Below are 16,820 nucleotides of genomic sequence, written 5' to 3'. Positions count from 1 at the left end.
TTTAAGCGCGGGACTAAGAGCGTGGATGCCCGGGACAAGCCCGGGCATGACGAAGAATGTGCATGTGTTGGAGACGACACCTGCGGCGTCAGCTCACGCGCTTCCAGGTCTGGCCGCCGCAGAACATGCCGCCGAAGGCGCAGCCCTGCACACGCATTGCATTCGGGCCCTTCATCGCGATCGTCGAGTCGTAATTGCGGCCGGAGTCGGGATCGTGGATGCGCCCGCTCCACTTCGCGCCGTCGGGCTTCATGTTGATCAGGATGCGCTCATTGGTCTTCGCGGCGTAGCCGCAGAGATTGACGCCGCACTGTTCGACGCGGACATTGCCCTTGTTCTCTTCGGTGGCCCAGACGCCGATCGGCGTGTTGGCAACCGCAACAGGCGCGGCGGCGACCGGAGCCGGAGCGGGGGCCGGAGCAACCGCGACGGGCGCGGGCGCAGCAGCGGGCGCGGTCTGTGTCGTGGCGTCGTAGCCGGTGGACGGAGCAGCGGCAATCGTCGTGCTCGGTGCCGCGATAGCGGGCGCTGCAGGGGCGGTCGCCTGCACCGGCGCCTGCTGCGCGGGCTGCTGCAGCACCGGAGCCGGCGCCGGCTGCGCGGTCGTGGCCGGAGCCGGCGTGGTATCGACGTCGTCGTCCTTGGAGCTGGAGCCAAGGCCCTTGAGGTTGATGTTGTTCAGCTTGATCGGCTTGTCCGACAAGCCCGGCGCCACGATGGTCACGCAGTTGAGCGAGGCGCAGTTGCGCGGCGTCTCGATGCGGATGTTCTGGCCTTCGATCTGGAACGAGATCGCATTGCCGGCATGCGCGGCGGCGGTGGACGCGAGGAAGAGAGCGGTGGCGGCGATGGTGAGCTTGTTCATGACAACCTCCGAAGAATGTGTGGGTCCCGATGGGACTGAAGTCGCGGGTGGATGAAGCGTGGTTCGACCCTACGCCGGGCTGACCGGACGTTCTGTGATAGACATCACAACGGCTCGCGGCCGCTGGGTGACGCAGCGCACATTCGACCGCGATCCCATCCGCGTAACCTCGTCGCCACACAGAGGGAGGCGCCGATGATGCGGCTTGTGACTTCGCTTGGCACCTTGATCGCGCTGATGGCGATTGCGCCCGCAGCCGAGGCCGGATCCTACGCGTTCTCGATCGGCGGTCATCGATTCCAGGTCGAGTCGCCCAGGAATTGCCGATCGGCTTCCTGTGTCGCGGTTTCCTCCCATCGCAGCTTTCGGCCGGACGTCGATACGACACCGGCGCCGACGCCGGTGCTACCGCCGCCGCAGCCGCTCTATCCCGTGGCTCCGGTCAGGCCGGCGCCAGCCATTGCGGTCGCGCCTCCACCGGCGCCGGCGGCTCCTGTCCTTGCCTCGACGACGTCGCAGCCAGTTGTCCTGCCGCCGGCGCCAAGCTCCAATCCGCCACGGGTCGAGCTACCGCGGACGGATCCGCCGAAGACCGTCGCGATCGATCCGCCGCGCATGGAGGCGCCGGTCGTTTCGCCGAGGCCGGTGCTCGAGCAGGCGGTGACGAGCCCTGAGCGCAGCGACGACGAACTCGCCTATTTGCCGCTCGGCGAATGGGAGAGCGCAGGCGCCAAGGGCACGGTTCGCATCGAACGCTGCGGACCGGCACTGTGCGGCTTCGCGCTGACGGAAGCATCGACCAGGGGCGAGAGCGTGCTCGTCAACATGAAACCGAAAACGCACGAGGTCTGGACCGGCAACATCTACAGTCGCTCCAGCGGCAGCACCTATTATGCGACGATGACGCTGAAGAACTCCGGCAAGCTCCACGTCGAAGCCTGCGCACTGGGCCATTTCTGGTGTTCCGGCAACGACTGGACGCGAGCCGAAGAGCGGCCGGAGAAGCTGATCACGACGTCGCGGCAGTGGAGCGCGCGGTCGTAAGGGACGCGTTCGATACCTCCGGCTGAAGCCGCTAGATCATGCCGAGCACGATGGCGCCGACAAAGGCCATGGCGAGGTACGCGGTGATAACGCTCAGTCTCCCGGCGAACGTCATGAGGTCGCTCCCGCTGCTCGCGCCGCCTTGCGCGAGGACGTCATGGTTAACAGAGTGTCTCTTTTCGGAAAAGTCAGCCTTGCTGTCGCTCGTCGGGGCAGGGGCCGCTGCTCGCGCGAGCTGACATGGTTAAAGAACACTGAAATCAACACGTTGAAGAGTCTTTAAGTAAATTCACCGAACGTGCGTGCATGACGCGCGGAGTTCGTTTGTATCTTGTCGGCTCCATCGTCCTTGTTTCGTTAGCGGGTTGCGGACGCGGCGTCTTCCAGGCCGAACGTGAACCGTGGCGGGCCGAGGCCGAAGCCGCATGCCTGAAATCAGGCGCGGTGAAAGAAGGGCCGGATCTCGTCCGCATCGACCCGATCTCCGGGCCGGGCATGTGCGGCGCCGAGTTTCCGCTCAAGGTCGCCGCCCTCGGCGAAGGCTCGAGCAGCTACGGCTTTGCCGATGAGGATTTGCGACCGCCCGGGAGCATTGGCAACCAGCCGCGCTGGCCGGTGACGCAGCCGCGATCGAATTACCCGCAGAGCCAGAACTATCCGCAACGCTCAAACTATCCCGAGAGCGCGGTGCGTCAGCCCTCCGGCTATGGCGCTTCCCCTGGTCCAATGCCTCTGAACGCGCCAGGCGTGGCGCAGCAGGAGGACGAGATCGACCTGCCGCCCGAGGGCACCGATGCCGCGGGTGCGTCGCGCTACATGAATGCGCCGAGCTATCCGGCGCGGCCGGCGCCGTACTCGCAGGCGCCCGCGCAGCAGCCGCCGCCGCGTCTTGGTCCGGCACGGGGCGATCCCGTCACCGCCGTCGGCCCTGTTGCGATCAAGCCGGTTGCGACGCTGGCCTGTCCGATCGTGTCCGAGCTCGACCGCTGGCTTGCTGACACCGTGCAGCCCTCGGCTATGCGCTGGTTCGGCACCCGCGTCGCGGAGATCAAGCAGATCTCCGCCTATTCCTGCCGCGGCATGAACGGCAATTCGCATGCCCATATTTCCGAGCACGCCTTCGGCAATGCGCTCGACATCGCCGCCTTCGTGCTCGCCGACGGCCGCCGCGTCACCGTGAAGGATGGCTGGCGCGGCATGCCGGAAGAGCAGGGATTCCTGCGCGACGTGCAGTCGGGCGCCTGCGTGCATTTCACCACGGTGCTGGCGCCGGGCTCGAACGTCTATCATTACGATCACATCCACGTCGATCTGATGCGCCGCGCCAGCCGCCGCCTGATCTGCCAGCCCGCCGCCGTCTCCGGCGAAGAGGTTGCCGCGCGAGCGGGCGGGCGCAATCCCTATGCGAATGCACGCGATCCCTCCGTGACCGGCTCGCTGGGGACGCGCAAGAGCATGGCGCGAAAGCACGAAGAGGACGAGTACGCCGACGACTGAGGATCGCGCGTGGCCCGTAGCCTGGATTACGGGCAGCGCAATAGGGAAGGTGTTCCCGCATTCCGCTTCGCTGGGTGCGGGCTACGACCCCACGCCGGCCGGCTTCGCGCTGACCCCAGCCTGTTCAGCCGGCGTCGCGTCTTCGGCAGAGCGCGTCTCGAGCGCAAAAATTTGCGCATGCGCAAATCTCGCCTAAGCCATTGAAGTCAGGAAGACAACTCTGCCGCCTCGGGGTTTTCCAGCAGTTGGCACGGTCGCTGCAATGAGGAAGCTGCCACGAAGCGGCGCTGCCGGCGCCGTGAGCCAGCGGATCCCGTCATGCAGATGCCTGTCACCCCTCCTTATTCGGATCTCGAACAGCGCGTGCTGTCGCGCATCACGGAGGAGCGCTGGCTTGAGCTCGCGTCCGAGCTGATCCGCACCGGCCAGCCCCGTTCCGGCAATCCGCTGGATCCCGATTTGCCGCCTGCCGAGGAAGAGGCGATCTCGATGCTGGTCGCGGGCAAGCTCGAAGCGCTCGGTATGGAGGTCACCAAGCACAGCGCGCAGCCGCACCGGCCGAACGTGCTGGGCGTGCTCAAGGGACGGGACGGCGCGCCTTCGCTCATTCTCAACGACCATCTCGACACCTATCCGGCCGTCGAGCCCGAGAAATGGCACATGACGGATTTCGATCCGTTCAAGGCGACGCGCCACGGCGATCTGCTCTATGCGCGCGGCACGTCCGACACGCGCGGCAACCTCGCTGCATCGTTGCTCGCAGTGCAGGCCTTGACCGAAGCGGGTGTGAAGTTCGATGGCACCTTGATGTGCTGCTACACCGTCGATGAGGAGCGGAACGGCACCGAGGGCTCCATCTACATGTTGAACAAGGTTGGCCTTACCGCCGACTACGAGATCACCGCCGAGCCGACCGCCTGGGGCGACGTCAACAAGGACTGGGGCATGAACCTGTCGGTGGCCAATTCCGGCCACTGCCTGATCGAGCTTACCGTTCACGGGATCAAGTCGCACATCTGGCGACCGGACATCAGCGTCAACGCCATCATGGAAGCGGCAAAGCTGTTGCCGAAACTGAAGGACATGGCGTTCACGCATATCCCCAGCAAGTTCATGGGACATACGCCGCCCTGCTGCGCCGTGGTGCGCATTCGGTCCGGCCTGCCTGGCGAGATGCAGTTTTCGCCGGATGCCTGCACCATCACACTCGCCGTGGTCGGCATCGTGCCCGGCATGACGCTGTCGAGCGTGATTGCGGACATCGAGCGTCTCGGACGGGACACTTTTGCCGGCGTGAACGACGTCAAGGTGGAGGTGCGCCAGGTGCCCGGCTCGCTGTTCGTCAACGCGACCGAACCGGTGCCGGTCGAGGAGGAGCCCTGCCGCTCCCTGCGCGCGGTTTACCGGCGTCTGATGGGCCGCGAGCCCGGGGTCAACCGCAAGAACGCCTTCAACGACACGATCCGCTTCCGCGAAGCCGGCATCAATGCGGTGACGTTCGGTCCCGGAGAAGACGGCTGGGCCGTCGACAACGAGAACATCTCGATCACCAAGTCGGTGATGGCGACGCGGATCTACGCGCTGACCATCATGCAGATCCTGGGAGTGCGGACATGAGCGTCGAGGCGACCCACATGACGATTCCAATCTCGCCGGATCGCACGCGACGCGGCAGCTTGCGGCTGCGGCTTCCGAAGGTCTCGCGATCGGTGCTGCTCTCGACGCTGACCGTCGCCGTGCTGCTGGCCGGCTGGGCCATTGTCACGGAGAGAGGCTGGGCCAACGAGCTGTTCCTGCCGAAGCCGCAGGCGGTCTGGGCCGCGTTCGTCAAGACGATGACGAAGGGATATCAGGGCGCGACCCTGCTTCAGCATCTCGGCGCAAGCCTCTATCGCATCCTCACCGCCTTCACGCTGGCCTGCCTGATCGGCATTCCGCTCGGTGTCCTCATGGGCGTGTCGCGCAACGCACGCGCGCTGCTCAATCCGTTGATCGAGTTCTACCGGCCATTGCCGCCGCTCGGACTTTATACGCTGCTGGTGATGTGGCTCGGCATCGGTGAGAGCTCGAAGCTGTCGCTGCTGTTTCTTGCCGGTCTTCCGGGCATCGTCATCTCGACGATCCAGGCCGTCACCAGCGTGGACCCGGTCTATGTGCGCGCCGCCCAGTCGCTCGGCGCGACCCGGCGACACCTGCTGTTTCACGTCTATTTGCCGGCGGCGGGACCGCTGATTCTGGCCGGCATGCGCATCTCGCTCGGATTCACCTACACCGTTCTCGTCGCCGCCGAAATCGTCGCGGCATCCGCCGGCATCGGCTGGATGATCTGGGACGCCGCAAAATTCCTGCTGTCCGACGTCGTGATCATGGGGCTGATCGTGCTCGGTCTCACCGGCGTCGTGCTCGACCTCATGATGCGCGGCATCGCGAAACTGTTGATGCCGTGGGCCTGAATCCAATTCTGATCGTAGGGGAGACCTCCATGAAGAGACTGATTGCGACGCTCGCGGTTACCACGTTGGCGCTCACGGGTGCAGTCCGCGCCGAGGACAAGCCGGCGAAGGTGACCGTCGGCTATCTGAACCTCGTCAACGCGCAGCTGGTCACCAAGCATCTTGGCCTGCTCGCCAAGGAGATGCCGGGCGTCGACATCAAATACGTCAAGATCGGCGGCGGTGGCGACATGCTGCGCGCGATCGCTGGCAACGACGTCGATTTCGGCGGCCTCGGCAACCCGCCGACCGCGATCGGCGCGACGCGCGCCCTGCCGATCAAGGGCATCCTGGTGATCAACATGCTCGACTACGTCGAGTCGATGGTGGTTCGCGCCGACAAGAACATCACCTCGCTCAAGGACCTCAAGGGCAAGACCGTGGCGGCGCCGTTCGGCTCAACGACGCACTACCTCCTGCTCCAGGCGCTCAAGGACGAGGGTGTCGATCCCGCCTCGATGAAGATTCTGGACCTCGCGCCGTCGGACATCGCGGCGGCCTGGCTTCGCGGCGACATCGACGCGGCCTGGTTCTGGGAGCCGAATCTCGGCAAGGCTGTGAAGAACGGCGGCAAGATCCTCGTCACCTCGGGCGAGATGGCCAAGCGCGGCTACCCGACCTGGGACATCGGCGTCGTCATGAACACGTTCGCGGAGAAGTATCCGTCCTACGTCGACAAGTTCATCAAGGCCGAATGCGAAGGCATCGACTTCTGGCTGAAGAACCCGGAGAAGACCGCCGAGATCATCGCGGAGGAGCTTTCGCTGCCCATCGAGGACGCGCAGCGAATGATGAAAGGAACCGGGATGATCCCCTGCAACAAGCAGCTCACGGAGGAGTATCTCGGCACATCCGCGAAAAAGGGCAAGTTCGTCGACACGCTGATCTCGACCGCCGATTTCTTGGTGAAGCAGGAGCGCCTGCCGAAGCTGCTGCCGCGCGCCGACTTCGAAGCCTTCATCCAGCCCGCCTATCTGGAGAAGGTGATCGGCCGCTAGGTCGGTGCCGGCGGGTCTGCCTCGCCGGCACATTGCCAATTCCCGCAAGCACGTGACCGACATGAATCTCGCACCTGGCCATCTCCGTGCCGCCTATCACAGCGGTGAGCTCACGCCGTCCGATGTCGCCGCGCATGTGTTGTCGCGCCTTGACGACGCCGACCAGAGCGGCGTCTGGATCTCGACGGCAAATCCAGACGGCGTCATGGCGAAGGCCCGCGCGCTCGATGCGCGCATTGGCGAGATCGGCGAGCTGCCGCTCTACGGTCTCGTGTTCTCGGTCAAGGATTGTATCGACGTGGCCGGCGAGCAGACCACCTCGGCCTGCCCGGAATTCGCCTACACCGCGAAAGATACCAGCCCGGTCGTCGCCTACGCCATCGCCGCCGGCGCGATCTATCTCGGCAAAACCAATATGGATCAGTTCGCGACCGGCCTCGTCGGCGTGCGCTCGCCCTATGGCATCGCCCGCAACCCGCACAACCCCGACTACATCCCCGGCGGCTCCAGCTCGGGCGCAGCGGTGTCGGTCGCGACGGGCACCTCGTCCTTTGCGTTCGGCACCGATACTGGCGGATCGGGCAGGGTGCCGGCGTCCTATTGTGGCGTGACCGGCTTCAAGCCGGCGCCCGGCGCCTTCAGTCAGCGCGGCATGGTCTACGCGTGCCGTAGTTTTGATACCATCTCGCTCTACACGCGCGACCCCCGCGATGGCCACGAGATCTATCGCGTGTTGGCGCGGCGCGATGCCGAGGACTGTTTTTCACCAGAAGCTTTCGCCGGATGGACGGAGCAGGCATCGCCAACCCGGCCCCTCAACATCGCAACGCCGCGTCCGGATCAGCTCAGGTTCTTCGGCAATGCGGAGACGGAGGCGCTGTTCGGCGATGGGCTTCGCAAGCTGCGGCAACTCGATCTGTCGGTCGCATCGGTCGATTTCGCGCCGTTCATCTCGGTCAACGATTTGATGTTTTTCGGACCGTTCCTCGCCGAACGGGACGTCTCGGTCGGCGCATTCCTCGACGCCAACCCGGACGCGGGCGTGAAGATCGTGCGCGACCTCGTCATCGGCAGCCGGAAGTTCACGGCGGCCGACGCCTATCGCGCGCTCTACAAGGTCAAGGAGGTCCAGCGGTCGCTGCGCGATTTCTGGCAAGATCACGACGCGCTGGTCGTGCCGACGGTCGGCACCGTGCTGAGCATCGACGACGTCGCGCGCGATCCGCTGACGGCCAACTTCAACAACGGCTATTACACCAATTACGCCAACCCGCTGGGCCTGGCCGCCATCGCCGTTCCGAACGCCGTCACCGCAGCCGGCGTGCCCTATGGCGTCACGTTCCTGGCGCCGGCCGGCCGGGAACGCCTGCTCACCGATCTGGCTTGCGCTTTCGTGGAGGCTTCAGCCGGGCCCGACCATCTGCGCCGCGTTGCAATCTGAGCGGAGACCTCCTAGCCTTCGAGCCGTCACTCGAAGGGAGACCGATCGTGGAGCGCAGCGATGCGCATGAGGTGGCCGATCCAGCTGAGCCGCGCGCCGAAACGTCACGGCCCGGGACCGGACGTTATGTGCTGAAGGCGTTGGACAAGCCCGATCTGGAGCTGGTGATGCGAACCGGCAGGCTCGCGAACTACCAGAACCGCGAATATCTACTCCGGGAGGGCGAGCCTGCAAACGGCGTCCACATCATCCTGAACGGGATCGTCGAAAGCACCCATGCCGGCACGCAGGGGCGCGAGCTCATGCTGTCGACCTGGGAGGCAGGCGACTTCGTCGGCGCGCCCTATATCCTCGGCGATCACCGCCACAGTTGGTCGGCTCGCGCGCTCGGGCGGGTCGAAGCACTGCATCTCGACCAGGATGCCGTCCGCCGGCTGATCGCGCAGTCGCCGTCGTTCGCAGTCGCGCTGATTGAGTGCCTCGGCTTCAAGGGCGAGACCTATTCGATGCTGGCGCAGACGCTGGCGGGACAGAAGGCGGCGGAACGGTTGGTGCTGCTCCTGGTCAAGCTGTGCGAGAACGCAGCCCAGGACGAGAGCGGCCCGATCTCGCTCGGCCGCATCACGCAGGCCAATCTCGCGCGCATGATCGGCGCGACGCGCCAGTCGATCAGCCTGATCCTCAGCCGCCTCCAGGACGACGGCATCATCTGGACCGGCCCGACCAAGATGGTCGTCAACGATCTCGCCGCGCTCCGGAAGCAGGTGACCGACTAGGCGTGTACGCATGAAGGTCAGCTCACCGTTGCAAACGGAAGTCTTCCGCGTTGAGCATGATGGACGGCTTGTGACCCGTTGCGGACGATCGCAGCAATGCACATCGACTACGATACCAGGCCGAGGCAATCGGCTAGATCGGCCCAAGGTTTTTACTCGGCACTCGCGCCAGTGCGGCATCGATGGCGGTTTGCAACTCTGCCAGCAAGCAAGGCTTTCTCACGACCGGGGTGCCCCTGAAGGCATCAGGCACACCCGACGATCCGTAGCCGCTCACGAAGAAAAAGGGCTTGCCGCGTCCCGCAACTGCTGTGGCGATTGGCTCGATGGTGTCGCCGCCGAGATTGATGTCCAGGATCGCGAGATCGAACTCGGCATCCGTCGCAAGAACGGCACCCTTGGTGACGTTTCCCGCTTCTGCAACAACTGAATGACCCGCTTCCTCGATCATCTCGACCAGCATCATTCGGATGAGCGCTTCATCTTCGATGAGGAGGACTGATGCAGACACGGATCTCGCCGTTTCTCAGGCGGGACCCGTCTGCTGCGAGGCCGCGTTCAGGAGCTGGGAAACAGCCGAAACGACTTGCGCGGGCGCAAATGGTTTCTGAAGCAGAATGCTGTTCGGTACACCGCAGATGGGCCATTTATCGGCCGCGCCGCCGGTCATGTAAACTACGGGAAAATGCGGGTCGATCTCACGGGCGGCCCTTGCGACCTCCCAGCCGTCGAGGCGCCCCAGCAGATTGAGGTCAGTGACGAGCGCCCGGTAGGGCTGACCACCCTTCAGGAGCGTGACGGCTTCCTCGCCCGTCTTCACGGTCGCGATCTGAAATCCTCCCTCCGAGAGAGCGTCTTCGACGATGAGCTGGAGCGCATCCTCGTCTTCGATCAACAGAATGGTTGGAAGTTCCGCCGTATTCACATCTTCCCCCTGCTTCGCCCAACGTTACAAAGTGCACATAAGGTTCTTTGTTCCATCGGTGGAACGAACAAAGCGAAGCAGTTCAAGCTACGCCGGGCACTTAGAGACCAGTACGTGCCATTCCTCCCGCGGCGCCAATTCCTCTTCAAAATTAATGGAGGAACATTCCTGCCATTGCCAAGTTTTCCCGATACCCTTCCCCAAGGGTGACCCCAATGGCCCCAGCTCAATGCCCCCCCGCGAGCTGGGGCCTGTTTTTCCCTGACGATTTAGCTGACATCGGGAAGCACAACCGCTTCTTGTCAAAGGAGTGCACGCCCGAGCGCCGGGCGCCGTAGCAAATCATTTTCGGGCCGACTTCGACGGTGCTGGGACCAGCCCCATACACAGCTGCACCTCGGCCGGGACATTGTAGGTCCGCATGATGTGGCGGCTGTCGCGCAAGCCGGATGCCTCACGCTGCACCACGAACATCCAGAGCGCGTGACCGGCTTCCATCACCAGCTTGCGCCTGGCCGGTTGCATCGAGTCCGGCACCTCGGGGAGGGCATGGGCGGCGTCGAACTCGCGCAAGCGCGCGAGCGCCTGCTCGAGCGTGCGGCCCATCCGTCCAAGCGCGGAGGCCTGTTCCTGAACGATCTCATAATGGAGGATATCGACCGGCGGCCGAAGATCACGGGACATGAGGCCCAATATAGGAGCGCCGGAATGGCCTGCAACGCATGCCCGCCTGGCGCTACTTCGCCCGATAAGCCGCCAGGAACATCCGCGTCGCGCTGTCGACGACCTCGCTCATGCGTTCTTCCGACGGTGCGGGCGCGGCCTGGAAGACGAAGGGCAGGAAGAGCGAGGCCTTGCACAGTTCCATGAACTGCGACGCCGCCAGATCGCAATCGTCGATCTCGAGATCGCCGGAGGCGACATGGGTGTTGAGATAGTCGGAGAGGCGGTTGATGGATTTGTCCAGCACGCGCGCATAATAGCGGCGGCCGAGATCGGGCATGCGCTCGGCGATCGCCATCACGGTGCGGATCGCGGACCCGCCGCCGGGCCGGCACAGCAGACGATTGTAGGCCCGGCCGAAATCCTTCAGCGTGGTTTCAACATCGCGTGCCGGATCGAAATTGAACGCGACCTGCCCGTGCTGGAGCGCCTCCTGCTCAAGGATGGCTTCGAACAGCGCGCATTTGTCAGCGAAGTAGACGTAAAGCGTGCCTTTGGAGACCTGCGCCGCGCGGGCGATTTCGCCCATGCTGGCACCGTCAAACCCGAGATCCATGAACACCTTGCGGGCCCCGTCCAGGATCTGGCGGCGTTTGGAGCTGTCCTCCTCTTGGATGACGTGCAGATGTTCGCGGCCGGTTACAACCATTGGTTCAGGGTCTCGGAAAGTTTTTGCTTCGGTCGAGGGTCATGAAACCGAAATAAAGGATTCGGGCCAGTAGGGTCTGTCCGGGAATATTATCTATATTGACCGAACCGTTCGGTCAATGATATTTGGGATCGGCGAGAGGGACCCGGCCGCACGGCGGCCGTCCCTCATTGCGCTTTTTTGGGGGAGGCCTCCATGGCCGTAGTGAGAGATCAGGCTGCGCGCGTCCTTCGCCCGGACGCCGCGGAGACGCCGACGCCCGCGGGTGGTGACGCTGCCACCGAGACGTCTGTAGCTCTCGCCGAGCAGTTGCGCTCTCATGTGGCCGAGGAAACCAAGCGCCGCCCCAGCGAGGCGCCGGAGACGCCCGTGACCGACAAGCCGGCCGCAGCCCCCGACGCGCCCGCCGCCGCCGGCGCGCCGAAGTCCGGCAAGCGCAAGTTCGTGATGATGGGAGTAGGGCTGGTGCTGGCGCTCGCGGCCGCGAGCTATGCCGGCTATTACACGCTGGTCGGCCGCTTCTACGTCGCGACCGACGACGCCTATGTCCGCGCCAATAACACCATGCTGGGCGCGCGCGTTGCCGGCCACGTCTCCTCGATCCTCGCCGGCGACAACACGACGGTCCGCGCCGGTGACATCGTCTTCCGCATCGACGACGGCGACTACAAGATCGCGGTCGACGCCGCCGCGACCAGGATCGCGACCCAGCAGGCCACCATCGATCGCATCGGCCGCCAAGTCGCGGCGCTCGACAGCCAGGTCGCACAAGCCAAGGCGCAGCTCGTCTCCGCCGAAGCCGGCCTCAAGCGCGCCGACCTCGATTATGAGCGCCAGCAAGCGCTGAGCAACAAGGGGTTTGCCTCGCGCGCCACCTTCGAGAGCTCCGAAGCCGGACGCGACCAGGGCGCCGCCGCGGTCAAGGCTGCGCAGGCCGCCTACGACGTCGCGCTCAGCAATGTCGACGTCGCCAAGGCGCAGCAGGCCGAAGCGCAGGCGCAGCTCGCCGAACTCAAGACCACGCTGGCCAAGGCCGAGCGCGATCTCGCCTTCACCGCGGTGCGCGCGCCGGTCGACGGCACGTTCTCGAACCGGCTCGTCAGCGCCGGCGACTTCGTCGCGGTGGGCCAGCGGCTCGGCAACGTCGTGCCGCTCGACAACGTCTATATCGACGCCAATTTCAAGGAGACCCAGCTCAAGCGCATCCGCCCCGGTCAGCCGGTGACGATCAAGGTCGACGCCTACGGCATGCGCAAGTTCTCCGGTGTCGTTGACAGCATCGCGGCGGGCGCGGGTTCGGTGTTCACGCTGCTGCCGCCTGACAACGCCACCGGCAACTTCACCAAGATCGTGCAGCGCGTGCCGGTCCGCATCCGCGTGCCGAAGTCGGTCGCAAAGCAAAACCTGCTTCGCGCCGGCATGTCGGTCACTGCGACGGTCGACACTAACAAGGGCGCGGCCGACGCCGACAGCGAGGTCGATCTCGACGACGCCACCATGATCCATCCGCAGTAGCGCGCCTGCGCCGCGAGGTCAGACCATGGCGAACGCCACGACCGCTTCACCTGCCATGATGGCGGACCCCGCTTCGGAGCGCATTGCGCCGAAGCGGTTGTTCGCTTTCATCATCATGGTGTTCGGGATGTTCATGTCGATCCTGGACATCCAGATCGTCTCGGCGTCCCTGAGTGAAATCCAGGCCGGCCTGTCGGCAAGCTCCAGCGAGGTCTCCTGGGTTCAGACCGCCTATCTGATCGCCGAAGTGATCGCGATTCCGCTGTCGGGATTTCTGTCGCGCGCCTTCGGCACGCGGCTGTTGTTTGCGATCTCGGCGGCCGGCTTTACCGCATCGAGCCTGCTCTGCGGCTTCGCCACCACCATCGAGGAGATGATCCTCTGGCGCGCGCTGCAAGGTTTTCTCGGCGCCGGCATGATCCCGACGGTGTTCGCTTCGGCCTACACCGTCTTCCCACGCACCAAATTCCACATCGTCGGTCCCATCATCGGGCTCGTCGCGACGCTGGCTCCGACCATCGGGCCGACCGTCGGTGGCTACATCACCGACCTGATGTCCTGGAACTGGCTGTTCTTCATCAACATCGTGCCCGGCATCGGGATCACCATCGGTGTGCTGGCGCTGGTCGATTTCGACGAGCCGCATTTCGAATTGCTCGATCGTTTCGACTGGTGGGGGCTGCTGTTCATGGCCGGGTTCCTCGGCACGCTGGAATACGTGCTGGAGGAAGGGCCGCAATATGAATGGATGCAGGACCCCTCGGTCGCGATCTGCGCCTGGATCTGCGGCATCTCCGCGATTGCCTTCTTCTGGCGCGTCTTCACGGCGGTCGAGCCGATCGTCAATCTACGCACCTTTTCCAACCGCAATTTTGCGATCGGCTGCGTCCTTCAGTTTTGCATCGGCATCGGCCTCTACGGTCTGACCTACATCTATCCGCGCTATCTCGCCGAAGTGCGCGGCTATAGCGCGCTGATGATCGGCGAGACCATGTTCGTCTCGGGCATCACCATGTTCCTGGTCGCGCCGGTGGTCGGCCGCCTCATGGCGAAGTACGACATGCGCTACATGATCGCATTTGGGCTCGTCGTGTTCGCGCTCGGCTCCTACCAGATGACGTGGATCACGCGCGACTACGATTTCTACGAGCTGCTGATTCCGCAGATCCTGCGCGGCATCGGCATGATGTTCGCGATGGTGCCGACCAACAACATCGCGCTCGGCACGCTCGCGCCCGACCGGGTGAAGAACGCCTCGGGCCTCTTCAACCTGATGCGCAATCTCGGCGGCGCGGTCGGTCTCGCCGTCATCAACACCGTGCTCAACGACCGCACGGACCTGCACATCACGCGCCTGCAGGAGCGCGTCACCTGGGGCAACGCGACCGCGACCGAAACCCTGACCATGTTCATGCAGAAGTTCCAGGGGCTTGGCGATTCCACGCTGATGGCGATGAAGCAGCTGTCGCAACTCGTGCATCGCCAGGCCGTGGTGATGGGCTTCGGCGATGCCTTCTTCATCCTGACGCTGTTCTATCTCGGCCTCACCCTGCTCGTCACACTGTTGAAGAGGCCGGCCTCGCCGTTCGGCGCCAGCGGCGACGCGCACTAAGCCAGCCACTCATTCGGTGTCATCGCCCGGCTTGACCGGGCGATCCAGTATTCCGAAAAGCCTGTAATAGAGCCGAGGCGCCGCGGCGTACTGGATGCCCCGCCTTCGCGGGGCATGACGGAGGAGAGCGCGGCGAAGCGTACTAATTTGCAACACTCGTGCGTGATCTCGCGCGAGCCCCGTTGCAAATCACCAATGACACATCTATAAAGCGCACCTCATTCCATCGAACCGGGAGGATTTGCATGATTTCGTCGCATTCGCAGATCGCACGCCCGCGCTCGATGATGTTCTGGCTCGGTATCTGCTCGGCCTCCTAGAGGCCTCTTCCGCCAGTTTCGATTGGGCTTCCAGTCCCGATCGCTCCGCTCCCCAAGTCCAAAACCAACTTCAAGTGACGCCGTCTCGGCCCTCGCGGCCGACCTGCGTCCATCAATGGAGCCGGCCCGCGGCATAAGCGGCCGGATGATGCCATGACCGCTCTGTCAAAAAGGCCCGCGGCGATACGCGTGGTGCTGCCCTTCGTGTTCCGGCACTGGCTGAAGCAGCCGGGGCGTACGCTCGTCGTGGCCGGCGGCTTGTTGGGTGCGACCATCGCCGACCTGTTCATGCCGGTCTTCTCCGGACATCTGGTCGACGCCCTGACGCGCGGCCCATCCGATCCCGCCGCGCGTCACGCGGCGCTGATGGCATTGGGCGGTATCGTGGCGCTGGGCGCAGCCTCCATGGTGCTGCGGCTGACCGGCCTCCAGGCCATCGTGCCGTTCTCGCTGAAGATCATGTCCGAGGTCGCGCAGGAAGCCTTCATGCGCGTGCAACGGTTCTCGACCGACTGGCACGCCAACTCCTTCGCGGGATCCACGGTGCGCAAGGTCACCCGCGGCATGTGGGCGCTCGACCTGTTGAACGACACCATCTTGATGGCGCTGGCGCCGTCGCTGCTGGTACTGATTGGGTCGACGATCCTGCTCGGCGTGCACTGGGCCTCGCTTGGCGCGGTGATCGCGCTCGGCGCGCTGGCCTATGTCACGATGACGGTGCTGTTCTCGACGCGCTACATCGCGCCGGCCGCGCGCGTCTCCAATGCCTGGGACACCAAGGTCGGCGGCACACTGGCGGATGCGCTGACCTGCAACGCCGTGGTGAAGTCGTTCGGCGCGGAGGCGCGCGAGGATGCGCGGCTTGCCCGTGTCGTCAACCGCTGGCGCGCGCGCGTGCGGCGGACCTGGCTGCGCTACAACTACACCAATCTGGCGCAGCTCTCGGTGTTGCTGGCCCTGCGCGCCTCCGTGATCGGCGGTGCCGTGCTGCTGTGGATGTCGGGGCAGGCCTCGCCCGGCGACGTCACCTATGTGCTGACGAGCTATTACGTCATCCATGCCTATTTGCGCGACGTCGGAATGCACATCAACAACCTGCAGCGCTCGGTCAACGACATGGAGGAGCTGGTGGCGATCCACGACGAGCCGATCGGGATTGCGGATGCGACGGACGCGCGGCCGATCGCGATCGAGCGCGGCGAGCTCGTGTTCGACGATGTCACGTTCCATTACGGCGGCCACCACGCGCCGCTCTATGACGGATTGTCGGTCACGATCCGCGCCGGCGAACGCGTCGGTCTCGTCGGCCGCTCCGGCTCCGGCAAGACCACCTTCGTCAAGCTGGTGCAGCGGCTCTACGACGTCACCGGCGGCCGCGTTCTGATCGATGGGCAAGACATCGCCAAGGCGACGCAGCACTCGCTGCGCAGCCAGATCGCGATCGTGCAGCAGGACCCGATCCTGTTCCACCGCTCGCTCGCCGAGAACATCGCCTATGGCCGGCCCGGCGCCAGCCTGGAGGCGATCGAGCAGGCGGCACGGCTGGCCAACGCGCACGACTTCATCGTGCGCCTGCCCAAGGGCTACGGCACGCTGGTCGGCGAGCGCGGCGTCAAGCTCTCCGGCGGCGAGCGGCAGCGCGTGGCGCTGGCGCGTGCCTTCCTGGCCGATGCGCCGGTGCTGATCCTGGACGAAGCGACCTCGAGCCTCGATTCGGAATCCGAGGCGCTGATCCAGCAGGCGATGGAGCGGCTGATGAGAGGCCGGACCTCGATCGTGATCGCGCACCGGCTGTCGACGGTGAAGAGCCTCGATCGCATCCTGGTGTTCGACCGCGGCGAGATCGTCGAGCAAGGCACCCATGCCAAGCTCGCGGCCAAGCCCGGCGGCATCTATCGCGGGCTGTTCGAGCGCCAGGTGGTGGAGCTCGGACAGATCGCAGCAGCGGAATGAGTGACGCGCA

General features: G+C 64.7%; 15 protein-coding genes. 10 read left to right on the top strand and 5 right to left on the bottom strand.

All coding sequences use genetic code 11. The features are described 5' to 3' along the window. Positions 1–88: 88 nt before the first annotated feature. A complete protein-coding gene (locus IVB45_RS28620) occupies positions 89–865 on the bottom strand; it encodes a DUF2147 domain-containing protein (protein ID WP_247358610.1) in 777 nt (258 codons plus the stop codon). Positions 866–1,060: 195 nt separating this feature from the next. On the opposite strand from IVB45_RS28620, the gene IVB45_RS28615 reads away from it, so the two are divergent. The 7 genes from IVB45_RS28615 (at position 1,061) to IVB45_RS28585 (ending at position 9,113) form a co-directional block, all read left to right on the top strand. Then, positions 1,061–1,909: a DUF2147 domain-containing protein gene (locus tag IVB45_RS28615; protein WP_247358613.1), complete on the top strand. Its 849-nt coding sequence runs from the start codon at positions 1,061–1,063 to the stop codon at positions 1,907–1,909. 306 nt (positions 1,910–2,215) lie between these two features. Continuing rightward, positions 2,216–3,406 (top strand): extensin family protein, encoded by a 1,191-nt coding sequence (locus IVB45_RS28610; RefSeq protein WP_247358615.1) that lies wholly within the window; start codon positions 2,216–2,218, stop codon positions 3,404–3,406. A 318-nt stretch (positions 3,407–3,724) separates the two neighbouring features. Then, positions 3,725–5,023: a M20 family metallopeptidase gene (locus IVB45_RS28605; RefSeq protein ID WP_247358616.1), complete on the top strand. Its 1,299-nt coding sequence runs from the start codon at positions 3,725–3,727 to the stop codon at positions 5,021–5,023. Then, positions 5,020–5,859, top strand: a complete 840-nt coding sequence (locus tag IVB45_RS28600; protein ID WP_027570676.1) for an ABC transporter permease subunit — start codon at positions 5,020–5,022, stop codon at positions 5,857–5,859. Before IVB45_RS28605 ends, IVB45_RS28600 begins: the two co-directional genes overlap by 4 nt. A gap of 29 nt (positions 5,860–5,888) precedes the next feature. Beyond that, a complete protein-coding gene (locus IVB45_RS28595; protein WP_247287976.1) occupies positions 5,889–6,896 on the top strand; it encodes an aliphatic sulfonate ABC transporter substrate-binding protein in 1,008 nt (335 codons plus the stop codon). A gap of 61 nt (positions 6,897–6,957) precedes the next feature. Beyond that, complete coding sequence (locus IVB45_RS28590; protein ID WP_247358619.1) at positions 6,958–8,337, top strand: amidase family protein; 1,380 nt, start codon at positions 6,958–6,960, stop codon at positions 8,335–8,337. 47 nt (positions 8,338–8,384) lie between these two features. Beyond that, entirely contained in the window at positions 8,385–9,113 is a 729-nt protein-coding gene (locus tag IVB45_RS28585; protein WP_247358621.1) for a Crp/Fnr family transcriptional regulator, read from the top strand. A 133-nt stretch (positions 9,114–9,246) separates the two neighbouring features. On the opposite strand, the gene IVB45_RS28580 is transcribed toward IVB45_RS28585, so the two are convergent. The 4 genes from IVB45_RS28580 to IVB45_RS28565 form a co-directional block, all read right to left on the bottom strand. After that, the gene (locus IVB45_RS28580) at positions 9,247–9,624 is read right to left on the bottom strand and encodes a response regulator (protein ID WP_247358624.1); all 378 of its coding nucleotides are present in this window, start codon (positions 9,622–9,624) and stop codon (positions 9,247–9,249) included. Between the two features lie 15 nt (positions 9,625–9,639). Further along, positions 9,640–10,008, bottom strand: a complete 369-nt coding sequence (locus tag IVB45_RS28575) for a response regulator (RefSeq protein WP_247807532.1) — start codon at positions 10,006–10,008, stop codon at positions 9,640–9,642. Between the two features lie 372 nt (positions 10,009–10,380). After that, complete coding sequence (locus IVB45_RS28570; protein ID WP_027570682.1) at positions 10,381–10,722, bottom strand: DUF6665 family protein; 342 nt, start codon at positions 10,720–10,722, stop codon at positions 10,381–10,383. Between the two features lie 52 nt (positions 10,723–10,774). Beyond that, positions 10,775–11,410, bottom strand: a complete 636-nt coding sequence (locus tag IVB45_RS28565) for a TetR/AcrR family transcriptional regulator (RefSeq protein ID WP_247287981.1) — start codon at positions 11,408–11,410, stop codon at positions 10,775–10,777. A gap of 195 nt (positions 11,411–11,605) precedes the next feature. On the opposite strand from IVB45_RS28565, the gene IVB45_RS28560 reads away from it, so the two are divergent. The 3 genes from IVB45_RS28560 to IVB45_RS28550 all read left to right on the top strand — a co-directional run bounded on the left by IVB45_RS28560 (position 11,606) and on the right by IVB45_RS28550 (position 16,810). Next, positions 11,606–12,925 (top strand): HlyD family secretion protein, encoded by a 1,320-nt coding sequence (locus tag IVB45_RS28560; protein WP_247358627.1) that lies wholly within the window; start codon positions 11,606–11,608, stop codon positions 12,923–12,925. A gap of 25 nt (positions 12,926–12,950) precedes the next feature. Beyond that, a complete protein-coding gene (locus tag IVB45_RS28555; RefSeq protein WP_247358629.1) occupies positions 12,951–14,537 on the top strand; it encodes a DHA2 family efflux MFS transporter permease subunit in 1,587 nt (528 codons plus the stop codon). A 473-nt stretch (positions 14,538–15,010) separates the two neighbouring features. Continuing rightward, entirely contained in the window at positions 15,011–16,810 is a 1,800-nt protein-coding gene (locus tag IVB45_RS28550) for an ABC transporter ATP-binding protein (protein ID WP_247358631.1), read from the top strand. Positions 16,811–16,820: the final 10 nt, after the last annotated feature.

The sequence above is a fragment of the Bradyrhizobium sp. 4 genome (assembly GCF_023100905.1).
In the GTDB taxonomy this organism is placed as follows: domain Bacteria; phylum Pseudomonadota; class Alphaproteobacteria; order Rhizobiales; family Xanthobacteraceae; genus Bradyrhizobium.
Note: the sequence above shows the minus strand (reverse complement) of the source record. Positions and strands in the feature narration are given on the sequence as shown.